The organism is Paenibacillus sambharensis (genome assembly GCF_003233845.1).
Taxonomy (GTDB): domain Bacteria; phylum Bacillota; class Bacilli; order Paenibacillales; family Paenibacillaceae; genus Paenibacillus_I; species Paenibacillus_I sambharensis.
The window spans coordinates 146,613-169,833 of sequence record NZ_QKRB01000046.1 but is presented as its reverse complement, the minus strand read 5'-3'; the positions used below and the strand labels follow the sequence as shown (position 1 = coordinate 169,833).

Genomic DNA, 23,221 nt, shown 5'->3' with positions numbered 1-23,221 from the left:
AGAAGGATGGCGATGTATACAGGTGTTACAATGCAGGAACGTTTCGCTGATACGTGGAGAGAGCTGGGGAAGAGTCCGGATGGAACGCTATCCAGGCGAATGACCGATGATGCTGCGGAGGATGCTTTCTGGGCGCAGCACCTGAAGCGTTATGATGGCCTTACAGAGATTGATCCTTATCTGGAGCCCATGCGTCAGCAATTGCTGGAATGGATGGATAGGGAAGATGAAGTGCTGGAGATCGGTCCGGGCTGGGGGAATTATACCTATCCGGTCGCGGGAAAGGTCAAGTCTCTGACATGTTTGGATATCTCCAGCAATGTGCTTGAATTCATACAATCAGGCCTGAAGCAGCAGGGTATTACGAATACCGGCTGTATGCAGGGCAAGTGGGAGGAAGCCCGCCTGGAACGCACCTATGATGTTGTCTTCGGTGTAAACTGCTTCTACCGCATGCAGGAGATTGAAGAGGCTCTGCTTCGTATGAACAGGCATGCCCGCAAGCGGGCGGTTGTCGGCCTGACGAGCGGTCCGGAGAAGCCGCATCTGGTAGAGCTGAGCAAGCTGAGCGGCTTCGATGTGCAGCTGGGACGCAGAGACTATATTCACTTGGTGAATATACTGTATCAAATCGGGATCCATGCCGAGGTTACACTTGTTCCGCTGGAGAAGGAGACGGTCTACGAGAACCGGGAGCAGCTGTTGGAAGATAATATGCGAAAAGTGCGATGCAGCGGCGAGGAACAGGTTGCTTACGCCCACGAGCTGATCAGCAAGCACGCCTTTGAGCGCGATGGCAAAATGGTGTACCCGCACCGATATTACGGCGTGTTCGTCCATTGGCAGACAGGGCGGAATGCGTAACCGCTTCTCTGGCGCACAAATTACCAAGGGCTGCCCCTAAGTCATGATGACATGCGGGACAGCCCTTTGCTGGGCCTGCTGCAGCAGGCCGGTTGTCTGATTACCTGGTATTAATAGCTGAGCTTCCTGAACAGATGCGGAATATACATAACCAGAAATGCGGATCTTCCCACCGCGAACAATAGGAAGGATAACCATAGCCCGTTGTTGCCGTAAGACGGAACGAGGATTGCAATGGCCAGCAGATATAGTGCCAAGGAGACCAGCATGGAATTGCGGATGGGATAAGTCAATGTCATTCCTGTAAAAACACCGTAGAAAACAAGGCCAGCACCGGCGCTCAGCGGGAACCAGATCAGCCAGTGGCTGTACGTGCCCGCGATCTCTTGTACGGCAGCATGCTCCGTAAACAAGGCAACCAGCGGCCGGCCCAGCCATCCATACAGGACACTGATGAAGAGCGCTACGGCAGCAGTCCACATCCAGGAAAGCTTGAGTGTTCGCTTTAACAGCAGAACGCTGGCGGATCCGCGGGCTTGCCCGGCAAGGATACTGCTGGCATTACCGAAGCCGTCGAAGAAGTAAGCCATCATATATTGCAATTGCAGCAGAATTGCGTTGGCAGCCAGCACCTCTGTTCCAAGTCCGGCACTCTGCGAGGTGAATAGATTGAACATGGCAAGCAGGCAGGCGGTCCGGATCATGAGGTCGCTGTTGGTCGACATGATTCTCTTCCACTGCGAGCCCTGGAACCACTGCTTCCATTCAGAAGTCTTATTCTGGCGCCATTCTTTCCATATTCGGGAACGGAGAACAAGCATAATGCCGAGCGCACATCCCAGCCCTTCGGCAATCAGGGTAGCTGCTGCCGCCCCGGGAACGTTCCAATGAAACACCTGAATGAAGAGCAGGTCGAGTATAATATTAAACACATTCATGAAGATCTGCACGAACAGCGTTTCCTTCAAACGCGACAAGCCCATCAGCCAGCCGACAAGAACATAATTCACGAGTGTCAGCGGCGCACCCCATATCCGGATATCGAAGTATTGAACGGCTTGAACGGCCACATCCGGCTCGGGGCCAATAAAATAAAGAGCCGCAGCGAGTAGCGGCTTTTGCAGCGCGATGAAGGTCATCCCGATCACTAAGGCGATCATTAACGGGCGGACAAGGGCTGCGATTCCCTCAGCCTGATTCCCCGATCCCGCCGCCTGTGCCGTAAATCCGGACGTGCTCACTCTAAGGAATCCGAACAGCCAGTATAAGGTATTGAAGATAAGCGTTCCGACAGCAATGCCTCCCAGGTAGGCCGGGTTGTTCAAGTGACCGATAATGGCCGTGTCCGCCGCCCCGAGCAGCGGAGTGGTGATGGTCGATATCGTCAGCGGCAGGGCCAAGGCCAAATATGCCCGGTGGGAGGGGAGTTGAAGTGACCGGTTCGTATTCATCATTCGAACATGGAGATCAGCTCTTGCGTATACGGATGACGGTCCGCAGCGAAGAGCTCTTCCTTGTCAAACTGATCCACAATGACGCCATCCCGCATAACCATCATATGCTGGCTCATCATATGTACAGCTGCAAGATCATGCGAGATGAAGAGATAGGATATACCCAGCTGCTCACGCAGTCCATCCAGCAGCCGGAGAACAGCAGCTTGGGAGAGAACGTCAAGACTTGAGGTCGGCTCATCCAGAATAATGATCGCGGGTTCAATGCTGATTGCCCGGGCAATCGTCACCCGCTGCTTCTGTCCGCCGCTTAGCTCATGCGGATACCGGCCTGCCAGCTCTGCCGGAAGCTCTACAGCTTCCAGCAGCTGCGAAGCAAAGTCTTGTTTATTCCGATAGCAAAAATGCTTCAGCTCCGTCTGTTCGCCGAACTGCAGATACGGGTCCATCAAGGAGTCGATGATCTTCAGCTTGGGGTTTAACGCGGCCGAAGGATTCTGCAGGACAGCTTGAATATGCCTGCGATAGGGTCTCAAGCTGCGTTCACTCTTGTTGTGAAGAGGGATGTTATGAAGCACGATACTCCCTCTATCAATGGGCTCTATGCTTAGAAGGCAGCGGGCAAGCGTGCTCTTGCCGCATCCGCTCTCGCCTACAAGGCCGAGACACTGCTTCTTGCCGATTGAGAAATTTACGTCCTGCAGCACTGCCGCCCCAGAACCGTATGTTTTGTAGACATTCTTAACTTCCAGCAAACTCATGGTGTCACTCCTGCAGCAGATAGTAGATTCTGGCTTCGAAATGCCGGCGTTGATTGGATCAGCAGCTCGGTATAGGCCTCTCTGGGGTTATTCAGCACTTCATGTTTACTGCCTGCTTCGATGATGCGGCCGTCCTTCATGACCGCAATGCGGTCCGCGTATTTCTTCACATGGCGCAGATCGTGGGTGATGAACAAAATCGCACAGCCCGTCTCCTTCTGCAGCCGGGATAACAGCTCCAGCACTCTGAAGGACGATACACTGTCCAAGGCTGTGGTAGGCTCATCGGCAATCAGCAGATCGGGCTTCAGCAGGAGCGCGATGGCAATCGAGACCCGCTGCAGCTGGCCGCCGCTTAGTTGCGATGGATACCGGGTGTACATGTCTTCGGACAAGCCAACGGAGACAAGCGCCGACTTGGCCTGACGGACCCGTTCGCTTCTGGGCAGCGACAGGTGTCTCTGCTGATACTCCTCGAAGTGGCGCCCGATCGTGAGGAAGGGCGTGAAGGAGCCCTGGTAATCTTGGAAAATATAAGATACATGCTTCCCGCGGATCTGGCGCATTTCAGAGGCGGAGAGCGTCAACAGATTCTTGCCCTTGTACGCTACTTCCCCTGCCGCTTTAAGGTTGGGGGGCAGCAGCTGGCCGATGGCTGACGCCGTCATGCTCTTGCCGCTGCCGCTCTGGCCAACGAGTGCCAGCCACTCTCCTTCCTTAATGTCGAATGAGATATCATGGACGATCCTATTGTGTGACCCGGCAACAGACAGATGATGAACCGTTATCATACTCATGATTGGACCTCTTTTTTTACATCGAATTTGTCACGCAGATAATCGCCGAGCAGGTTGGACAGGAGGACAACAAATACGATCATAAGGCCCGGAGCTATCATAAGTGAAGGGGTGGAATGAAAATATGGCCTGGCTTCATTAAGCATCGCACCCCACTCCGGTGCCGGCGGCTGTGCGCCGAGCCCGATATACGAAAGGGAGGAGATCAGCAGAATGATTTTCCCCAGATCCAGACTCGCCAGCACGAGAACGTGGCCGATAATGTGAGGGAACAGATGCTTGGTCATAATCCGGCCTGTACGCAGACCATTAATTCTGGCCATCATAATGTAGTCCTTCCGGCGCTCGGTCAGCACGGTACTGCGCGCAAGCCGGGCGTAGCTTACCCACTTCACGACCACGATGGCGAGCAGCAGATTTTCGATACCCGCACCAAGCAGGCCGGCCAGGACGATCGCCACAATCGTATCCGGGAAAGACAGGAAGGCGTCCGCGATTCGCATGAGAATCCGGTCCATGAGACCGCCTTTAAACCCCGCTAACAAGCCAAAAGGAACGCCGATCACCACTGCTGCGAGCAGCGCCAGAAGACCGTAGCCGACCGTCTGTGTGGAGCCATGAAGCAGACGTGTTAAGACGTCACGCCCCAAATGATCTGTTCCGAGCGGATGCTCGAGGCTCATCGGCAGCAAACGATCAGTCAGGGAGACGAGAGTCGGGTCATGCTTCAGCACAAGGAAGGCATAGAGAACAGCAGCCAACGGTAAAATCAGCATGAAGATCAGAGCGGCTGTTCTCCATAGTCTTCTGTAAGAGCTGGTGCTTATTGCCTGCGCGGTCTCCATCAGCTGCTCTTCCTTTCCTGTAGCCGGAGTTCGGGGTTTAGGTAGCGGTAGGACAAGTCCACCGCGCTGTTCACGAGGAAGACGATAACCGCCATGACAAGGATGTAGCCCTGGATGACCGGATAGTCCCGTGCTCTTATCGAGTCTACGACCAGTTTGCCGATCCCGGGGTAGGCGAATATCACTTCGATAACGACCACGCCTCCGATCAAGCTGCCAAGGCTGACGCCAAATACCGTAATAACAGGCGGGAGACTATGGCGGAAGGCATGCGTGAAGAAAATATGCATCTCCGTCAATCCCCGTGATCGTGCTGCCCGTATGAATTCACTGCTCAGCGAGTCGAGCAGGCTTGAACGCAGCAGCCGGACGTATACGCTTGTGATGGCAAGTCCTAATGTAATGGATGGAAGAATGGCCGAAACGAAGCCGTCTCTCCCCATCGGAGGAAGGACACCCCACCTCACGGCAAACAGATCAATGAAAATAAGAGCCATCCAGAAGCTCGGGACTGCCGCACCAAGCAGCGAGACAGCCCGGCTGATCTGGTCAATCCAGCTTCCGCGGTACAGGGCAGCGAGTGACCCGAGGGGAATGGCCACCGCAAGCATGACAATCAGCGAACCAATAGCCAGTTCAAGCGTTGCGGGCAGTCTGCCTATAACCATTTCCATTACGGGCTGATTCGTAAGGTAGGATTTTCCGAAGTCTAGCTGCACAAAGTCAGCCAGCCAGCGGCCATATTGAGTGAGAAGCGGGTCATTAAACCCGAGTTCTTCCCGCAGGGCTTCAACCTGTTCCTTCGTAACGGAGACATCATCCACACGCAGTATGGACAATACCGGATCACCCGGGGCCATCCGTGCAAAGGCAAAGCTGATGAACGAAACCGCGAGCAGGAAGATAACGACCTCGAGGAAACGTCTCGCTAATATCTGAAACAATTATTTCACATCCAGTTCATTCGTCAGCATGTAGTATTCGCTCCGGGATGTCACCCAGTTCTCGACCTTATCGGACTTGTAGGCGACAAGTGTGTTAGGGTGCAGCACAAATGAGTTATAAGCTTGTTCGTCTACATATAAAGCGATTTGTTCCGCAATAGCCGAACGCGCCTCTTGTCCGATCGCTCCGTTCAGCTTGTCGATCATAGCCGTAAGTGTCTCGTCCTTAACGCCGCTGAAGTTTAAAGCGCCCTTGGGATGAAACGTCGCGTTCAAATAATAACCGGCATCACCGCGAGGCGCCGTCAGATTGCTGTAGGTTGCCAGATCCCAGTCCCGGTTAGCAGCCATATACTCCTCGGGCTTTTCAATTTGTTCGATCGTCACGTTGATTCCGAGCTTGCCTGCATCCGACTGCAGGATCTGCGCGATCAGCGGCAGGTCGGCGCGCGAGCTGTAAGTCAGGAGCTTGAGTGCCAGCGTCTCACCGTCTTTTTGCATAACGCCGCCCTCTTCGGTATACCCTGCCTGCTGGAGATAGGATTTGGCAGCCTCTAAGCCGTGATGTTTAACAGGATAGTCTGGCGCAAAGGAAAAGGTGGACGGGAATGGGCCTGTCGCTGCTTCCGCATGTCCGTTCAGAATCGTATCTACAATAGCCTGCCGGTCAATCAGCGCGTCGATCGCCTTGCGTACATTCACATCTTGAAGCGGCTTGCGGTCCAGATTCATCGTGATTTGATGCACCCGGAAGGTGGACGTGGATTCGACGGTTACGCCCTTAATGGCCTTCAAGCTGTCCAGCGATTCCACGGCAGGCCGGAACACAATGTCAGCGGCGCCCGATTGAAGTGCGAAGGAACGCGCATTGGCATCCTCGTTAAAGGCAAATCTGGCGGTATCCAGCTTGGCAGGACCGTTCCAGTAAGCGTCATAACGAACCAGATCCACTGCAGAGCCCGGCTTGAATGACGAGACGGCAAAAGGGCCAGTGCCAATCGGTTTATTTATATAATCCGTCTCCTTTACATCGATGACCGATGTGTTGGGATGAACCAGCTCCGATGGAAATTCAGGGAAAGGTACTTCTGTCTTGATAGTCAGAGTGTAGCCATCCGCATCGACTGATTCAATGCGCAGGGCATTCTGAATGGCGACATTGTCTTTCACTGCCCGTTCAAGGGAGGCCTTCACAGCGGCAGCATCCACTGGTTTGCCATTGTGGAACGTGACCCCTTCTCTTAATTGGAACGTCCATACCTGCCCGTCTGTACTGTCCCAGCTCTCGGCAAGCCATGGCTCGATGGTCAGAGTCTTGTCATTGAGATGGATCAAGGTCTCCGTAATCCCTGCTCGAAGCGACACGTAGCTGGAATCCACATTCGGATCAAGCGAGCTTGTGGCAAAGTTGAAGAGGAAGTTCAGGTGTTTACCTGCTTCACTTTGTTTATCTGCCGTGCTTGAAGAGCATGCTGCCAGGAAAACAAGTGATAATAATAGGATCATGGATATTGGATGCCGTTTCGTCATTCTGATTCCCCCGCTAGGTTGATTGAATTGCATGATGGATAATATTGAATAATGTGTAATCATTACGACTAACACTGCCGCATAAGCCGGACGTGATGTCCGGCTGGGTTAACTGCTGTATAATCTGCTGATATGTATGATCTGCTGATAAGCAGGATAGGAAAGGCAGGACTAAGTAAGCAGATGGTTTAAATCGTAATGATTACATTAGAGTAGTATAGCAACCGTCCTACCGCTCGTCAATCCCTTACTAGATAAGCTGCACGTTAAACAGCTAAACTTGCGGCGGTTCGGTGTTTGCGGGTCATTTATGTTACTATTTTCGGTATGCAGACTGGTATGAAAGTAATGTGCGGCGATAGGATCGTTTTTATAGAGGGACGCTGCTTATAGAGAAGGGACGGTGATCGGATGGGAGATTTATTCGCGAAGTGGTACGACAGCTTGATGGGGCCGCTGGAGAAAAGGAGATTTCAAGCCGTCCGCAAGAAGCTGCTTGGGAAAGCTGAAGGGAAGGTGCTCGAGATCGGTTCGGGGACAGGCATCAATTTTAAACACTATAACCGGGTGGTTGAAGTCACTGCTGCAGAACCTGATCCTGTGATGCGTGAGCAATCCCGCCTGCGCATGCAGGAGGCGCCTGCCAAGGTGACCCTGATAGACTCGCCGGCGGAACAGCTCCCGTTCGCGGATCATACCTTCGATACGGTTGTAGCGACCCTTGTACTCTGCACGGTGAAGGACCCGGCCTTGGCTCTGCAGGAACTGCACAGAGTATGCAAGCCTGAAGGCCGTCTGCTGTTGTTCGAGCATGTGCGTCATGATAATCCTCTGCTCAGCAGCGTCCAAACGATGCTTACTCCGTTGTGGAAGAAGCTTTGCGGAGGATGCCATTTAAACCGGGATACGCTTACCCTTGTCGAGCAGCATGGTTTCCATGTGGTGAGCACCGAGCAATTTTACAACCGCATCTTCGTCGTCGTGGAAGCAGTCAGCATCAAGCGGCGGTAAGGGAAATCTGAGGCACGCTTGACATATATCTATGTCGGAGAGCATAATGTTAGTGTCCTAACATAAAGAGGTGATCTTATGCAGCAGCCTCCCAAAACAATCGGTTTTGAGGTAAAGGTGCTCGCAACTTTAATGAAGCGAAGCTTTGAGCATGATACAGCTAATACGGAGGTTGACGGCTTGACAGGGATGCAGGGCTGGATTATCGGCTATCTGCACATGAATGAAGGGCGGCCGGTATTTCAGCGCGATCTGGAGAGAGAATTTAATATCCGCCGCGCGACGGTGACCGGTGTTCTCAAGCTGATGGAGCGCGACGGCCTGATTACCCGGGAGCCGGTCGATTATGATGCAAGACTGAAGAAGCTGACGCTGACACCGAAGGCGGTGGAGCTTCACAAGCGGATTGTGGAGCGGTATACGGCGTTCGAGAAAAGGCTGCGCAGCGGGTTAACGGCAGAGGAGGTTGAAACCTTCTTCACGATAGTGGACAAAATCAAACAAAACATCGAGTAAGTCGTGAAGTCGTGGTGCTCACGGCTTTATTTACACGAACAAAGTTAGGACACTAACTGTAAGGGGACAAACGAATCAGGACAAAGCCAGAAGGAGCAGATTTATGAAACTTATAATGCGTTATTTGAAGCCCTTCGCGTTAACCCTTGTGATCAGCATCACCTTCCTGTTCGTTCAGGCATTATGCGAGCTTCAGCTGCCGAATCTGATGAGTGATATGGTAAACAAGGGCATTCAGGCAGGGGGCGTTGAGCAGGGCGCGCCGGAAGCGATCAGCGAGCAAGGCATGAAGCTGCTTCAACTGTACATGAATGAGCAGGATGCGGCCGCCATGTCTGCCGGCTATAACCTCGTTAAGGCGGGAAGCGCCGAAGCGGCAGATGCTGCGGAAGAGTATCCGTCTGCCCGGGAGAAGGATATCTATGTCCGGGTGGATCAGTCTGCTTCTGCCGGGGAGCGGACCGACGCCTTGTACACAAAGGCGGTCAGTGCCTTGGCTCTATCGCTGCAGTCTATGCAAGGCGGACAGGATGCGCAGAATTCCGGTTCATCTGATCTGCCTGGTTCATCCGATTCATCGCAGATTGCGCCGGAGATCAAGATGGAGGAGCTTTACCCGCTGCTGCCGCTGCTCGGTGAGATGAAGGCTGCTGGCGCGCTTGATGCCCATATCGCGGCGGCGGATGCCGAAGAATCACTGGCAGGCGCGCAAATTGCGGTGACCTTCACCCGTGCCTTCTACAGCGAGCTTGGCGTGGAGCTTGGGGATTTGCAGAGCAGCTACATTATCCGGAAGGGCATCCAGATGGGTGCAGTAACGCTGCTGAGTGTTCTCGCTGCAATTGCTGTCGGCTGGTTTGCCGCCAAGATCGGCACCACAGTAGCGGCCCGCATGCGCCGGGATGTGTTCGAGAAGGTCGGCCAGTTCTCCAACGCCGAGTACGATAAATTTTCCACAGCTTCGCTGATTACCCGCACGACCAACGATATACAGCAGATTCAGCAGCTGGTAATGATGAGCATCCGGATGATCTTCTATGCGCCCATTATCGGGATCGGGGGCATCATCCTTGCGGTGAACAGCAGCTTATCGATGAGCTGGATTATAGCGGTCGCTGTTGTCTCGATTATTGGACTTATCCTTACTGTATTCGCACTTGCGCTGCCGAAGTTCAAGATTTTGCAGCAGCTGATCGACAAGCTAAACCTCGTCAGCCGTGAAAATCTGTCCGGGATGATGGTCATCCGCGCATTTGGCAATGAGAGGTTCGAGGAGCAGCGGTTCGAGCGGGCCAATGACAACCTTAGGCTGACGAACCGTTTTGTCCAGCGGATTATGGCTTTTATGTTCCCGGCTATGATGCTGATTATGAATCTGATTACGCTGCTTATTGTGTGGGTGGGAGCCAGGTCAATTGCCGCCTCCGAGCTGCAGATCGGCAGCATGATTGCCTTCATGCAGTACGCGATGATTATTATCATGTCCTTCCTGATGATCTCGATTGTGTTCATTATGGTGCCCCGTGCTTTCGCATCGGCTGCGCGGATTCAAGAAGTGCTGGACACCGAACTGACCATTCGCGACAGCGGCCAGGTGAAGCCGATCTCCAGCGGACGGGGAATGATCGAGTTCAAGGATGTTTCGTTCCGCTACCATAACGCTGAGGAGGATGTGCTGAAGCATATCAGCTTCACCGCGAGGCCAGGAGAGACAACCGCCTTCATCGGAACGACCGGGGCAGGCAAATCGACACTGATTAATCTGATCCCGAGGTTCTACGATGTGACGGAAGGTCAGATCACGTTCGACGGGACCGACATTCGGGAGCTGTCCCAGCAGGAGCTGCGCAGCAGGATCGGCTATGTTCCGCAGAAGGGCATCTTGTTCAGCGGCGACATCGCATCCAACGTGCGGTACGGCAGGGATTCGGCTGACGAGGCGGAGATCCGGGAAGCGCTGGAGATTGCGCAGGCCACCTCCTTCGTTGACCGGATGGAGGACGGCATGCAGACCGCAATCTCGCAGGGCGGCACCAACGTGAGCGGCGGGCAGCGGCAGCGGCTGTCCATAGCCCGTGCACTGATTAAGAAGGCACCGGTGTATATTTTCGATGACAGCTTCTCAGCTCTAGATTTGAAGACGGATGCTGCTCTCAGGAAGGCACTGAAGAGGTACACCAGCGATGCAGCCGTTCTAATAGTGGCACAGCGGGTCAGTACGATCATGAATGCCGAGCAGATCATCGTGCTGGATAAGGGACAGATTGTTGGCAGGGGCACGCATCAGGAGCTGCTTGACAGCTGTTCGGAGTACCGGGAGATTGCAGAGTCGCAGCTATCGAAGGAGGAATTGGCATGAGTGAGTCCGGCAGAAGCGGCAAGCGTCCGCCTGCGGGTCCTCCAGCAGGGCCGATGGGCATGGGCAGCATGGAGCAGGCCAAGGATTTCAAGGGCGGCATTCGCAAGCTGCTGTCCTACATGAAGCCGTTCAAAGGGCATTTGATTGTGGTAGCGATGCTAGCGGTAGCGGCTTCAATCTTTACCATTATTGGTCCGAAAATATTGGCCATGGCTACAGATGAGCTGGCGGCAGGCGTAGCCAGAATGATGAAGGGCGCCGAGAGCGGTATCGACTTCGGTTATATCGGAACCATTGGTTTGGTGCTTATCGGACTGTATCTGATCAGCGCTGCATTCGGCTATATCCAGGGCCATGTCATGTCGGGTGTCTCAACCCGGATATCCTACAACCTGCGCAACGCGCTGATGCGGAAGATCAACCGGATGCCGCTCGGCTATTTCCACCGGAACAGCCAGGGCGACGTGCTGTCCCGGATTACGAACGATATCGATACTGTCGAGCAGTCGCTCAGCCAAAGCATTACCCAGCTGCTTACCTCAGCCGCTACCTTGATCGGTGTTATCGTGATGATGCTGACGATCAGCTGGCAGATGACATTGATCGCCATTGTGATGGTGCCGGTGTCCCTGGTTCTGGTAGCGACGCTTGTTAAGCTGTCGCAGAAGCATTTTGTGAGCCAGCAGCAGTATCTGGGCCGTGTAAACGGACAGGTCGAGGAGATTTACGGCGGGCATGTCGTGATGAAGGCGTTCAATGGCGAGCAGAAGGCGCTGGAGGCGTTCGATACAGATAACGAGAAGCTGGCCGCAAGCGCGAAGAAAGCGGAGTTCTTATCCGGCCTTATGATGCCGGTGATGCAGTTTGTCGGCAATCTTGGCTATGTCGTGATCTGTATTGTCGGCGCATCACTGGCAGCAGGCGGAAGCGTGAGCATCGGCGGCATCCAGGCATTCATTCAATATGTGCGCAGCTTCACGCAGCCGATCATTCAGATTGCGAATATATCGAGCCAGCTGCAGCGCATGGCCGCCGCAGCGGAGCGGGTGTTCGAGTTTCTAGATGAACCGGAGGAAGAGGAGCATCCGGTAACGGCAGCGGCAGACGAAGCCGGCCTGCAGGGGCATATCCGCTTTGACCATGTGAAGTTCGGCTATGACAGCGACAAGCTGGTAATCAAGGACTTCTCAATCGATGTGAAGGCCGGTCAGCGGGTTGCGATCGTCGGACCGACAGGCGCGGGGAAAACAACGATCGTCAAGCTGCTCATGCGCTTCCATGAGCTGTCCGGCGGGGTGATCTATATGGACGGCCATAGTTTGACGGAGTTCTCCCGGCAGGATCTGCGGAGCAAATTCGGCATGGTGCTGCAGGATACATGGCTGTTCACCGGGACGATAATGGATAATATCCGGTACGGAAGGCTTGGCGCCACGGATGAAGAGGTATATGAAGCGGCGCGGGAAGCGCAGGCGGATCATTTTGTCCGGACGCTGCCGGGCGGCTACCAGATGGAGCTGAATGAAGAGACCAGCAATGTGTCGCAGGGACAGAAGCAGCTGCTGACAATCGCAAGAGCGATCCTGGCTGATCCGAAGGTGCTGATTCTGGATGAAGCAACAAGCTCCGTCGATACCCGGACCGAAATTCTGATTCAGAAGGCAATGGATAAGCTGATGGAAGGGCGCACAAGCTTTATCATTGCTCACCGGCTGTCCACCATCCGGGGTGCGGATATCATCCTGTGCATGAACGAAGGCGACATTATCGAGCAGGGCACCCATGATGAATTAATGGCACGCGGCGGCTTCTATGCCAATCTGTACAACAGCCAATTCGAACAGGCGGAGATGGCCGGTTAAGCGAGACTCCCCTTTAAGCAGACAGGTTATTAACTGCCGCTTGAAGGGGAGTTTTTTTGCCAGCACCTCAATAACTCGACAATGTATTATCACTATTTCATAGAAGTGGGAAATTTCACTACATTAAATATCTGCGATTTCCGATAATATGTCTAAGCTGGGGTTAACCCTGTTATATTTTGGGCTCAGTACATAATCTGTTTATGGGAATTGACAGCTGCGAAGGAGGAAGAAAGTGCGTATATGCGACAACGATTAGGAGTCGGCAGTCTGGCTTTTATGATTCTGTTCTGGTATTGTCTGCATCCCCCTCTGCCCGTTATTGCCGGATCAGCTGCCGGTTACGGAGTGAACGGTTACTCGGATAGCAATTTTGCTTCCAAGGCAGCTGATGCTCTTTACACATATGATTACTTCGGCAACGCCTTGTTAGTCATGACAGATGGCAATGCTGATTCAGGCGCCAATGAGGCCAGCTCGGTTCAACCGGGCGTCCTGCATCCTGAGGTGGAATGGGGGCTGACCTTTGATGCCGTCTATAACTTTAATACGCTTGTCTTTACGGCAGCGACCATCAATGAGCTTAACGGGGGATGGTATGCCGAGGAGCCCAGAGTGCAGGTCCGTTATCAGGGGATATGGCATGATGTGAGCACTCAGCAGGTTAGTCCGGCGTTTCCGGGCGACCCTGCGAGCAGCGGAATGACGTACCGGTTCACCTTCGAACACGCTTATGGTGATGCGATACGGATCATCGGTGTTCCTGGACAGGCACCGGGCAGGGACAATGCCTATGTCGATATCCGGGAGCTGGCTGTCTACTACAGCTATAATCCGGCGCAAGCTGGTGCAGAGATGCCTAGAGTACTGACGCCGGACCGGGCAAAGGATTATTTGATTTTTCCTGCGGTATTGAATGGAAGGAACGGCAGCGAAACGACGCTGCAGGAGATGGAGGAGTTTCGGCAGGACATGCTCAGTGTTGATCCGAACGCCACGGTGACATGGGCCATGACGAACCATTTTGTCTTTGATCCGGGGAATCGGCCGCAGCTGGCCAAGGTGATGCAGTATGCCGATTTGTACGGCGATGAGATTGCGTATTATTTTGAGTATACCAATAATGCCACGATGTCTCACTTTCAGACCCAGGTCCACGAATTCCTGTATATGTACCGCTACAACGCGATGCCTGAGCTGCATGTAGGCGGCACAGCGGGTGAACCGAGTGTATGGTTGAGCATTCCTGAACGGTACCGGCCTTCTTCGGTTATTACGGAGTCCATCAATCAGCAGCAGACCGAATGGGTACGGCAGACGTTTGGCATTTATGCTTATATGGGCTGGAATGCGACACAGTACAATGCGGGCTGGCTGACTGGAGATGGATCTCCTGCCCTGCTGCCCTATTATCCGGATACCGCTTCATCGATGGCCCCGGCGCAGCAGGTTGACCGGAGCCAAGGCAATATCCTGATGAATTCGTTCACAGTCGATCCGGTTGGGTCCGTGCATACATCCGGTGTGAACAGGTGGACCGTGCATCCGGCGGAACCGTACAGCCCGGATGCATATCCGCAGAAGGAGACGCTGCGGCGTTATTTTGACAACCCGTACCATAACCGCAATACGCTAAACCCTATCTTCATGATCGTGGACATTAACCGGACATTCCGGCATACGGGACTTAAGGAAGGCTGGGAAGCGGAAAAGCAGTTCCTGATCTCGCGCAAGAACCATCTGGTGGCTGCAGGAGTAAGAGAGTTTGCCGATCTGTGGGCGCAGGCAGCCGGCGGCAGCAACGATGCGAATGACTATGTAATCTCGTTCCGGGGCACCGGCTTTACGGCTGGGGCGAATACCTCGTCTGCTGATATGACGTATCTGTGGAGCGAGACGAAGACCGAACGTCTGATTCTCTCGAAGCTCGATGTCGACAGCAGCTGGAAAATCATCGATTTTACGGATTATGCCCGTATACCTGAACCGCTGCCGCTGACAAGTGGAGGCGCGCAGGAGGACGTCAGCTATATTACGGGAAGAAATTACAAGACAGCTCCTGCTGCGCCGCTGTCGAACGCGGAGAAGGAACGAATCAAGCTTCGTCTGCAGCAGATCGGCTTTGACGGCATCATAGATGAATCGTTGGATCCTGTGACCGATCCTGTGACCGATCCGGGGACAGATCCGGGGACAGACCCGGGAACGGATCCGGGAACCGATCCAGGAACGGATCCGGGCACCGATCCAGGCACGGATCCTGTGACCGATCCGGGGACAGACCCGGGCACCGATCCAGGCACGGATCCAGGCACAGATCCGGGGACGGATCCAGGTACCGATCCGGGGACAGACCCGGGAACGGATCCAGGCACAGATCCAGGCACAGATCCGGGGACAGATCCGGGGACAGATCCGGGAAGCGATCCAGGTACAGACCCGGGAACGGATCCAGGTACCGATCCGGGGACAGATCCGGGAACGGATCCAGGTACCGATCCGGGGACAGATCCGGGAACGGATCCAGGTACCGATCCGGGGACAGACCCGGGAACGGACCCAGGGCCAGATCCGGGAACGGATCCAGGGCCAGATCCGGGAACGGATCCAGGGCCAGATCCGGGAACGGATCCAGGGCCAGATCCGGGAACGGATCCAGGGCCAGATCCGGGAACGGATCCAGGGACAGATCCGGGAACGGATCCAGGGCCAGATCCAGGGACGGATCCGGGGCCAGATCCAGGGACGGATCCGGGGCCAGATCCAGGGACGGATCCGGGGCAACCACCAACGTATCCATATATACCTCCGGTTTTCACACCAGAAAGCCCCCCGGCTGCTGAACCGGCAGTTAAGCCTGTGTTCAGCGGAGTCGTGAACGTGGCTGAACTGTTGGCTGTCATTGCAGCAAACTTAAAGCAGACGGTTGTTGCGTATTTTGCGGACCTTGCCCAGCACTGGGCAGAATCCGAGATTGCGCTTGCCATCAAGCTGGGGTTCGTTCAGGGATATGATGACGGTCGTTTTCGGCCGAACCAGGCCATTACCAGAGCGGAATTCAGTGTCATGCTGGCAAGGGCCTTCAATATGAAGGAAGAATCCGGTACAGTACCTGTAGACTGCTTCGAGGATACGCACAGCCACTGGGCTGGTAACCAGATCAAGATTCTCCGTTCACTTGGTCTAATTAAAGGCTATCCGAACCATACGTTCAAGCCAAACAAGAGCATCTCGAGAGCGGAAGCAGTCGAAATTCTCGTCAGGTTGGTAGACCTGAATGGATTAAATGGTCAACACCCAGCCAAGACCTTTGCCGATGTAGATTACATCTGGAACAGGCAGAAGATAGCTGCTCTTGCAACTGCAGCTGTTGTAAACGGAAGACCTGACGGACGGTTTGATCCGAAGGCGGATACGACTAGAGCTGAAGCGGTCGTTATGATTAATCGTGTGCTATCCCTCCACCCGGAGATCAAAGAGCTTCTTGATACTTCTAAATAATCAATAACACATAACAAGGCTGCCGGTTAATCTGGCAGCCTTGCTGTATAAGTATAGGTTAAGAAGCTGGAGACTGGTGGATTCTAACGCTTAAGACCAGACCTACCGCGACCATATTGGTAAGCAGTGAGCTTCCGCCGTAGCTGATGAATGGCAGTGCAATTCCCGTGAGAGGCATTAGCCCCATATGCATCGCAATATTTTCAACTATCTGAAGGATTAACATCGACATGACGCCTACTACGATATAGGTTCCGGAGATGTCGCTGCTGTCATGAGCAATGCGAACCATTCTGTACATAAGGAGAAAGTATAGAATCAGTAACATTGCACTACCCATAAACCCGAATTCTTCCCCGATGACAACAAATATTGAATCGGCATAGTCGTATGGGATGAACCCGTTTTGCACGATAAACCCTTGCCTATATCCCTTACCGAACAATTCCCCGGTACTAATCGCACGGATGGAGTTTAGAACATGCCAGCTTTTATCCGGATCGGAAGCAGGATCGATGAATGCTTGTATTCTGGATAATTGATGGGGCTTGACAATCTTGGATAGAAACGCATGATTCGCTTCATATAACCAAACTAATAATGCCGTGGTAATAGCAAGCGTGGCGGTACTGATGGCTACGTGAATCCAGCGCATGTTGCCAAGCAGGAGCAATCCGGCCAGAATACCGAAATATACAATTGAAGTGCCTAGATCCGGCTGCATTAAGATAAGCAGGACCGGGATCAACGTAATAATTGAGATGGGAACGATATCTTTTATAATTTGGAGGGGGGCACCGTTGCGCTTTGTTAACATGCTGGCAATCATGAGAATAACAAATATCTTCACAACCTCTGAGGGTTGGAACTGGACAGGTCCCAAGCTGATCCACCGCGTGGAACCATTCAGATTCATGCCGTTAAAGTGCACGAATACAAGTAAGCCTACTCCCAGCACATATAATGCAGTAGAAAAGTAGCGGACTATTAACCGGTAATCCAGACAGGCGATAATAATCACTGGGATCAGCAAAACAGCGTACATCACCATATTATTGACATGAAGTCCCTCATATCTGGTGCCCATAGTAGAACTCTTGATTGCAAGCGTGCTAATAGCCATAAAACAAATCAGGATTAGTATGATCGGGTAGTCTAAACGCTTCGCTAGTATTTTCATCCTAATTCCGGCCTTCCTCACGTAGTTGTATTTATGACCCCGTTGTTCTATCTATATTAGGCCGATCAAGCGATACAAACTGTCTAAGCCGTTCCTCCAGCTCCTCTTGATCAGCGTCAACATATGGAGCATTCCATTGCCCCGGAAACGGCAGACTGTAAATATTGTCCCTGGTAATTTTCCCGTAGTATTGTCTTACTAATGAAATCATCATGTTCGGAGACATATCGGTTTTGAGATTGGATGAGACGATATCCATGATTTCGAACGCCTTAGGCAGGTTGTCCCAGGATGTCAGCTTATCGATGAGTGCAATAATGATCTGCTGCTGGCGCATACCGCGTTCAAAATCGTTGGAATGAAAGCTGCTGCCGCGGTTATCTTTGCGAAAACGAGCGTAATGAAGCGCTTTTTCCCCATCCAGTACCTGAAGGCCCGGCTCAAATCTTATGAACATATCCTCGGAAGGGGCATCATATTCCATGCTCCGTTCGACATTGATTTCTATGCCGCCTACCTCATCAACCAGTGAAATCAAGGATTGATAGTTTGCCAGGAATGTATAATCAATATGAATTCCCATATAACGCTCAAGCGTCTCTCTCGCCATTACCATGCCAGAACTTATGTATTCTTCAGGAACATTCTTATTACCCAGCTGTACATATTTGCCCGAAAGCAGACCAGGATTCTCCTGTGACTGCCGAACCGCGTAATTGTATCCATTGGCAAAAATAGAATTAATCTTAGCTGCAAAACCGCGCAGATTAGTGACACGCAAATCCCGGGGGATCGACATCAGCTTGATCATATTATGGCCGGGTATAACATGGGCAACTAATAACGTATCCGTATTAAGACCGGCATGGCTGTCACTGTTATCTAGGCCAATGATCAGTGTGTAGAAGTCTTCCTCGGTCACGGCTCCCATGTCAGACAGCTTCTGTTCACGATCAAGGTCCCGACTCTTACTATCTTCCTTCTCTGTCTCTTCCAGAATGACATTAGCCAAATTAATTGTGGATTTATGCATATTCTGGTATACTGCGACGCATCCCAGTGCACCGAAGAGTAAAAGGACTATCATGACTAGTATGCTGGCCTTTTGTAAACGTGAACGATTGGCATACCACTGCCGAAGGCGGGTAAACCCCGTTCTGGAACTACTGGTTTTCAAACATTGTCCCTCCTGATGATGCCAACTAATTCAATGGTGAATTGGCATGTTTATAGATTGAAGTATACCAATATACCCACCCGTTGACAAATTGTCAACGCAATAGATATATTGGTATAACATGCAACCCGCCTGCCTTGCTTGTATCGTTCAATGGCAGGATACCAGCAATTTTTCAGGAAAGGACATGCACATTATGGCCGAACAACCAACAGACAATAAACTGGGTTTGATATTAACAGACCTGTTAAACGAACGTTCGCTATCTATACGGAAGTTAGATCAGCTTACGGGTATCGATGCCGCTACTATATCTCGAATAATCAATGGCAAACGCAAAGCAACTCCAGCTCATTTGCAAAGACTGGCTGAGTGCTTGGATGTTCCTGTCTCGCGGTTATTTGCTGCTGCCGGTTACCCTGCATCTTCCGGCCAATCCGAGCTTAACAGCTCGATTGCCAATATCGAAGAAGTGCTGCAATCCACCCATTCCTATGACCAGAACTTTAGTATGGGGAGCATGCAGGAGAAATTGTCACAGTATGAGCAGTTCTCACAAACAGACGAAGGAAGACAGACGATTCTTCAGAAGTTTATCGGAAAACTCCAGGAAGTAGGAAGCTCAGGTCCATTCATTCAACAGCTAAAAGAAATGTACGACCGTTTCCGCTTAAAACGAGGCACTGCCCTTGAACTTGCGATAATCGGAAGTGCGCTGATCTACTTCATCCTGCCAACAGATTGTATCCCCGATTTCGTATTCCCAATTGGATATATCGATGATGCCGTCGCTGTAAATTTTGTCTTTAATACACGGTTAGTGAAGCAGCATGATAGCTAGGGCTAATCAGTAACTGAGCAGCCATCGGCTATCGGTGTGGACACTTTGCATATTCTCGCATCCATTAGCGGCTGGCCCTAACTTTCCAGTTAAGGCACAGCCGCCTTTTTATGCTCACAAAGCATTTTGTTGTTGGATACCCATCTAAGCACTTGAGCTACTCTGCCCCAAAAATCTTTGCAAACCTTCTGGATCTTGAACGTATGCTCCTCTATTTGCTACCTTTCCTTATCAGATAGGACCTACTATTGCTAGAGACTTGATTTGGTAACGGCGCTTGTCCGCCAAATCCGAGCACGTTGGAACCGCATATTTTAACCTTCGAGCAAATGTCACTAAAACCAAGTGTTTGTCACTAAAGTGACACGAAAGAGACCCGAAATTCCAATAAAATAACCACTCAAAACAATTTTCTACAAATTTTCATCATTATTACATAAAGAGTTACTAAAGGATATGATTCGACAGCATTAGACATATTGAGAGGAATATAATTACAGCTGTGTAGTAAGGAGGAGGCTTACGCTAAGTTTAGAGATTCATGGTTGCTGTTACTGAAAAAGAACGATTACATCTGAGAGGAAGTTTAAAGTGAAAAAAGCGATCATTCTGTTCATGTGTTTAGTACTCATGCAGTTACCGATGTTTAACAAAGTCACACATGCAGCTGTCCATGTTTCGGTAGGAAGTCAGACTCATTTGATAGGATCCGGTCCAGTTAATATTAACTACAGTTTCGATGATAGTGCACATCGAGCTACTCTTCAAGTTTTCTATAAGGGGCTGTCAGTCCATCATGAGTCTTTAGGGTTCACTCAATCCGGTAGACTTACTTACACTCCTACTCGTGGTGAAGGAGATTGGATCGGCTACACTTAGTTGGACAGAAAAAATAAGGGCTTGTAGAATAGACCTATCATCTTAAGGAGCGGATCACTACAATGCCAAAACAACAACGGCGTACCTTTACTCCAGCATTCAAAAAACAAATGGTGGAACTTTATGAATACGGGAAGTCCAGAGCTGCAATTGTGGAGGAGTATGACCTCACAGCTTCCGCTTTAGACCGCTGGATTAAGCAAGCTCAGACAACGGGTTCCTTCAAGGAGAAGGATAATCGATCGTCAGAAGAAAATGAGCTGCTCACTTTACGAAAAGAGAACGAGCGCCTGAAAATGGAGGTGGATATTTTAAAGCAAGCCGCGCTGATCATGGGACGAAAGTAGCTATCATCCAAAATAACCTTGATAAATACTCGGTATCAGCAATGTGCGACGTCCTGCAAATCGCAAGAAGTACGTTTTACTATGAAGCGAAAGAACAACCGAACGAAGACGATTTAACGGAAGCCATTGTGGAGATTTTCCACAAGAATCGAAAAGCATACGGCACACGCAAGCTGAAGGTTAAGCTCCAAGAACGTGGAATGGTCGTATCCAGGCGCCGCATTGGCCGGATTATGAACGAGCAAGGTTTGGTTTCTACCTACACGGTGGCTCAATACAAGCCCCTTAAAGCTGCTTCTGAATGAAGCAGAAACGGCAAATGTATTGGACCGTGAGTTCGAGCAGGAGGAAGCCAAGCGCTCATTGTCAGCGATCTGATCGATGTGAGGGTTCAGAACCAATGGCACTATATTTGCGTACTGCTCGATTTGTTTAACCGAGAAATCATTGGCCATAGTGCAGGTCTGAGTAAGGACGCTGCTCTGATTTTCCCGTGCGTCTGCAAGCGTTGAGGGCGATTTAGGCCAGATTCAATGGTTTCATACTGACCGTGGTAGCGAGTTTAAAAACCAAAAGATAGACGAGCTGCTAGGGATGTTTGGGATTGGCCCGTCCCTTAGTAAGAAAGGCTGTCCATACGACAATGCTGTAGCCGAAGCCACCTACAAAATCATGAAAACAGAGTTCGTGAATCAGATGAACTTTCAAAGTCTATGTCATCTAGAAGTGGAATTATACGATTACGTCAACTGGTTTAACAAGCATCGCATTCATGGGAGACTAGGCTACATGACACCTGCGCAGTATCGCCAAGAAGCCCTTAAAAAAACTGTCTGATTTACTGTTGACAATCCAAAGAGTGCCAACAATGAGAGTGCTTGGAGTTCGCTCACATCATTACAAACGTCACCAGCAGCTGAAGGTGTTGACTCAAGTGCATCAATAATTTCAATTCAGGAAATCAACATAGAAGGTAATACAGAAAAGATTGGCGAGCCTGGAAGTGAATTATTTGTAGGTGATGAGTTCAGTAGTATAAGAAATGTTCTTTTTGAGGACAACACAGTGAGTTATAAGTGGTTAGGATGGAGGGACAACGACTCAGAAACAACGTGGTCATATAAACACTACTCGTATTTCATATTTGCCATTGGAAGTTATAAAGTTTAAAAACTTCACTCCTCCGGTAATAGAAATATCCACTGGAGGAGTTGTATTAAGGAAAAAATTATAAGACGGCAATTTTGTATGAAGTTCTATAATGTCTTTTATTAAGATTGTGAGGAAGCAACATGATAGCAACCTTTCTTAGAGGTTTTATAAGCATACTAATAGTAGTAGGGGCATATTATGGTTTCGCCCGTTATTACGGCGCATCCTTTGAGGGCGTTGAAGAATGGCCTTTGACAGTTGGAGATTTATTACTGTTATCATTTTCAGTTCTAAATATTATCCAGATAAAGAGGGTTGGCGGTTTAATACTTTATTTTATATGGATTGGTATCTCAACCATACCAAACATATTAATTATGAGAGATATGCGCTATAGGGAAGAATCCGGTGGGGGGTGGATATCTTTTCCGTGGGATTGGCTGCTTTGGTCGAATATATATATCATTTATATACTGTCCCAAGTCGTTTTTTGGATTGGAACTGAAATGTATCTCAAATATAGGATAAAGAAGCAGAGCGGCAGCGGAGCTGCAAGTGAGTGAACGGCCGACATGATAGCGAGGAACCAGACATGAAGGGAATCGGCTATAAAGGACTAATAGGGCTATTGATTATTTTCGGGACCTATTATGGGTTTTTATGGGTTTGGGCGTGCTTATGGCTCAGACTTCAGGGATTTGGGAGGCGGTTATGGTATAGTCGTATGTGCAATTGTGCTTTTTATTTCCAGATTAAATCTAATTCAGTTGCAGAAATTCAAAAGTTTCGTATTGTACCTTGTGTGGCTGGTAATTTCAATTGTACCAGGCATATGGCACTTGACTGATGTGCGGTTTAGTTATAAAGTTGGTCAGTTGTCGCCCTTACCTTGGGATTGGTTGCTATGGGGGATTGGTATACTGGTGACTTACACCATTTCTCAGCGGCTCTTTCTAGGCTCAATAAAGTTATACCTATATTTAAAGGAACCAATAGAATAATATGTCAGCGCTTCACCATTCAAGCACAGATCTTAGCAATATCCTCACATCCGAGCGGCTGACCCTAACCTTCCAGTTAAGGGCGCAGCCGCCTTCTTATGCCCACAAATTCCTCGCCCTAAAGCAACCTGCGGTAGCGCCATGCAGCCCGTTTTGCAAATTAAAGTGATATTTTTAACGAAAGTGCCACAGAAATTATG

Annotated in this window: 16 protein-coding genes and 1 pseudogene; 9 read left to right on the top strand and 8 right to left on the bottom strand. The window is 50.9% G+C overall.

The features are described from left to right. Positions 1-6: 6 nt before the first annotated feature. Positions 7-864, top strand: a complete 858-nt coding sequence (locus DNH61_RS15490; RefSeq protein ID WP_181438729.1) for a class I SAM-dependent methyltransferase — start codon at positions 7-9, stop codon at positions 862-864. Between the two features lie 110 nt (positions 865-974). On the opposite strand, the gene DNH61_RS15485 is transcribed toward DNH61_RS15490, so the two are convergent. The 6 genes from DNH61_RS15485 to nikA form a co-directional block, all read right to left on the bottom strand. Then, a complete protein-coding gene (locus DNH61_RS15485) occupies positions 975-2,318 on the bottom strand; it encodes an MATE family efflux transporter (RefSeq protein ID WP_111147586.1) in 1,344 nt (447 codons plus the stop codon). Then, positions 2,315-3,079 (bottom strand): ABC transporter ATP-binding protein, encoded by a 765-nt coding sequence (locus DNH61_RS15480; RefSeq protein WP_111147585.1) that lies wholly within the window; start codon positions 3,077-3,079, stop codon positions 2,315-2,317. The genes DNH61_RS15485 and DNH61_RS15480 overlap by 4 nt, the downstream gene beginning before the upstream one ends. Further along, the gene (locus tag DNH61_RS15475) at positions 3,076-3,876 is read right to left on the bottom strand and encodes an ABC transporter ATP-binding protein (RefSeq protein WP_342771447.1); all 801 of its coding nucleotides are present in this window, start codon (positions 3,874-3,876) and stop codon (positions 3,076-3,078) included. Before DNH61_RS15475 ends, DNH61_RS15480 begins: the two co-directional genes overlap by 4 nt. Then, positions 3,873-4,652: a nickel transporter permease gene (nikC, locus tag DNH61_RS15470; protein ID WP_111147627.1), complete on the bottom strand. Its 780-nt coding sequence runs from the start codon at positions 4,650-4,652 to the stop codon at positions 3,873-3,875. Before nikC ends, DNH61_RS15475 begins: the two co-directional genes overlap by 4 nt. Before the next feature lie 68 nt (positions 4,653-4,720). After that, positions 4,721-5,665 (bottom strand): nickel ABC transporter permease, encoded by a 945-nt coding sequence (nikB, locus tag DNH61_RS15465; protein WP_111147584.1) that lies wholly within the window; start codon positions 5,663-5,665, stop codon positions 4,721-4,723. Beyond that, positions 5,666-7,195 carry a nickel ABC transporter substrate-binding protein gene (gene nikA / locus DNH61_RS15460; protein ID WP_111147583.1) on the bottom strand — a complete coding sequence of 510 codons (1,530 nt, stop codon included), beginning with the start codon at positions 7,193-7,195 and terminating at the stop codon, positions 5,666-5,668. It abuts the gene before it with no gap. Positions 7,196-7,606: 411 nt separating this feature from the next. On the opposite strand from nikA, the gene DNH61_RS15455 reads away from it, so the two are divergent. From DNH61_RS15455 to DNH61_RS15435, 5 genes are all read left to right on the top strand, one after another. Next, positions 7,607-8,206 carry a class I SAM-dependent methyltransferase gene (locus DNH61_RS15455; RefSeq protein ID WP_111147582.1) on the top strand — a complete coding sequence of 200 codons (600 nt, stop codon included), beginning with the start codon at positions 7,607-7,609 and terminating at the stop codon, positions 8,204-8,206. Positions 8,207-8,284: 78 nt separating this feature from the next. Beyond that, entirely contained in the window at positions 8,285-8,722 is a 438-nt protein-coding gene (locus DNH61_RS15450; protein WP_111147581.1) for a MarR family winged helix-turn-helix transcriptional regulator, read from the top strand. Positions 8,723-8,825: 103 nt separating this feature from the next. Beyond that, on the top strand, positions 8,826-11,081 hold the full coding sequence (locus tag DNH61_RS15445; RefSeq protein ID WP_111147580.1) for an ABC transporter ATP-binding protein: 2,256 nt from the start codon (positions 8,826-8,828) through the stop codon (positions 11,079-11,081). Next, complete coding sequence (locus tag DNH61_RS15440; protein WP_111147579.1) at positions 11,078-12,943, top strand: ABC transporter ATP-binding protein; 1,866 nt, start codon at positions 11,078-11,080, stop codon at positions 12,941-12,943. The genes DNH61_RS15445 and DNH61_RS15440 overlap by 4 nt, the downstream gene beginning before the upstream one ends. 243 nt (positions 12,944-13,186) lie before the next feature. Beyond that, positions 13,187-16,444 carry an S-layer homology domain-containing protein gene (locus DNH61_RS15435; protein ID WP_146241048.1) on the top strand — a complete coding sequence of 1,086 codons (3,258 nt, stop codon included), beginning with the start codon at positions 13,187-13,189 and terminating at the stop codon, positions 16,442-16,444. A 58-nt stretch (positions 16,445-16,502) separates the two neighbouring features. Here the strand turns inward: DNH61_RS15435 and DNH61_RS15430 are convergent, their stop codons facing one another. Both DNH61_RS15430 and DNH61_RS15425 read right to left on the bottom strand, forming a co-directional pair. Then, positions 16,503-17,624 carry an FtsW/RodA/SpoVE family cell cycle protein gene (locus tag DNH61_RS15430; protein ID WP_111147577.1) on the bottom strand — a complete coding sequence of 374 codons (1,122 nt, stop codon included), beginning with the start codon at positions 17,622-17,624 and terminating at the stop codon, positions 16,503-16,505. Positions 17,625-17,655: 31 nt separating this feature from the next. After that, positions 17,656-18,657: an LCP family protein gene (locus DNH61_RS15425; RefSeq protein WP_181438727.1), complete on the bottom strand. Its 1,002-nt coding sequence runs from the start codon at positions 18,655-18,657 to the stop codon at positions 17,656-17,658. Positions 18,658-18,997: 340 nt separating this feature from the next. Between DNH61_RS15425 and DNH61_RS15420 the strand changes: the two genes are divergently transcribed. The 3 genes and pseudogenes from DNH61_RS15420 to DNH61_RS15410 all read left to right on the top strand — a co-directional run bounded on the left by DNH61_RS15420 (position 18,998) and on the right by DNH61_RS15410 (position 22,583). After that, positions 18,998-19,642: a DUF1232 domain-containing protein gene (locus DNH61_RS15420; RefSeq protein ID WP_111147575.1), complete on the top strand. Its 645-nt coding sequence runs from the start codon at positions 18,998-19,000 to the stop codon at positions 19,640-19,642. A gap of 941 nt (positions 19,643-20,583) precedes the next feature. Continuing rightward, positions 20,584-21,705, top strand: a pseudogene (locus DNH61_RS15415) (IS3 family transposase). Between the two features lie 455 nt (positions 21,706-22,160). Beyond that, a complete protein-coding gene (locus DNH61_RS15410) occupies positions 22,161-22,583 on the top strand; it encodes a hypothetical protein (protein WP_111147574.1) in 423 nt (140 codons plus the stop codon). The last annotated feature ends 638 nt before the right edge of the window (positions 22,584-23,221 follow it).

Excerpts from the sequence above, each read along its gene's own strand:
- DNH61_RS15490 (WP_181438729.1), top strand. The coding sequence starts at position 7 with ATGGCGATGTATACAGGTGTTACAATGCAGGAACGTTTCGCTGATACG.
- DNH61_RS15485 (WP_111147586.1), bottom strand. The coding sequence starts at position 2,318 with ATGATGAATACGAACCGGTCACTTCAACTCCCCTCCCACCGGGCATAT.
- DNH61_RS15480 (WP_111147585.1), bottom strand. The coding sequence starts at position 3,079 with ATGAGTTTGCTGGAAGTTAAGAATGTCTACAAAACATACGGTTCTGGG.
- DNH61_RS15475 (WP_342771447.1), bottom strand. The coding sequence starts at position 3,876 with ATGAGTATGATAACGGTTCATCATCTGTCTGTTGCCGGGTCACACAAT.
- nikC (WP_111147627.1), bottom strand. The coding sequence starts at position 4,652 with ATGCTGATTTTACCGTTGGCTGCTGTTCTCTATGCCTTCCTTGTGCTG.
- nikA (WP_111147583.1), bottom strand. The coding sequence starts at position 7,195 with ATGACGAAACGGCATCCAATATCCATGATCCTATTATTATCACTTGTT.
- DNH61_RS15455 (WP_111147582.1), top strand. The coding sequence starts at position 7,607 with ATGGGAGATTTATTCGCGAAGTGGTACGACAGCTTGATGGGGCCGCTG.
- DNH61_RS15450 (WP_111147581.1), top strand. The coding sequence starts at position 8,285 with ATGCAGCAGCCTCCCAAAACAATCGGTTTTGAGGTAAAGGTGCTCGCA.
- DNH61_RS15445 (WP_111147580.1), top strand. The coding sequence starts at position 8,826 with ATGAAACTTATAATGCGTTATTTGAAGCCCTTCGCGTTAACCCTTGTG.
- DNH61_RS15440 (WP_111147579.1), top strand. The coding sequence starts at position 11,078 with ATGAGTGAGTCCGGCAGAAGCGGCAAGCGTCCGCCTGCGGGTCCTCCA.
- DNH61_RS15435 (WP_146241048.1), top strand. The coding sequence starts at position 13,187 with ATGCGACAACGATTAGGAGTCGGCAGTCTGGCTTTTATGATTCTGTTC.
- DNH61_RS15430 (WP_111147577.1), bottom strand. The coding sequence starts at position 17,624 with ATGAAAATACTAGCGAAGCGTTTAGACTACCCGATCATACTAATCCTG.
- DNH61_RS15425 (WP_181438727.1), bottom strand. The coding sequence starts at position 18,657 with ATGCATAAATCCACAATTAATTTGGCTAATGTCATTCTGGAAGAGACA.
- DNH61_RS15420 (WP_111147575.1), top strand. The coding sequence starts at position 18,998 with ATGGCCGAACAACCAACAGACAATAAACTGGGTTTGATATTAACAGAC.
- DNH61_RS15410 (WP_111147574.1), top strand. The coding sequence starts at position 22,161 with ATGATAGCAACCTTTCTTAGAGGTTTTATAAGCATACTAATAGTAGTA.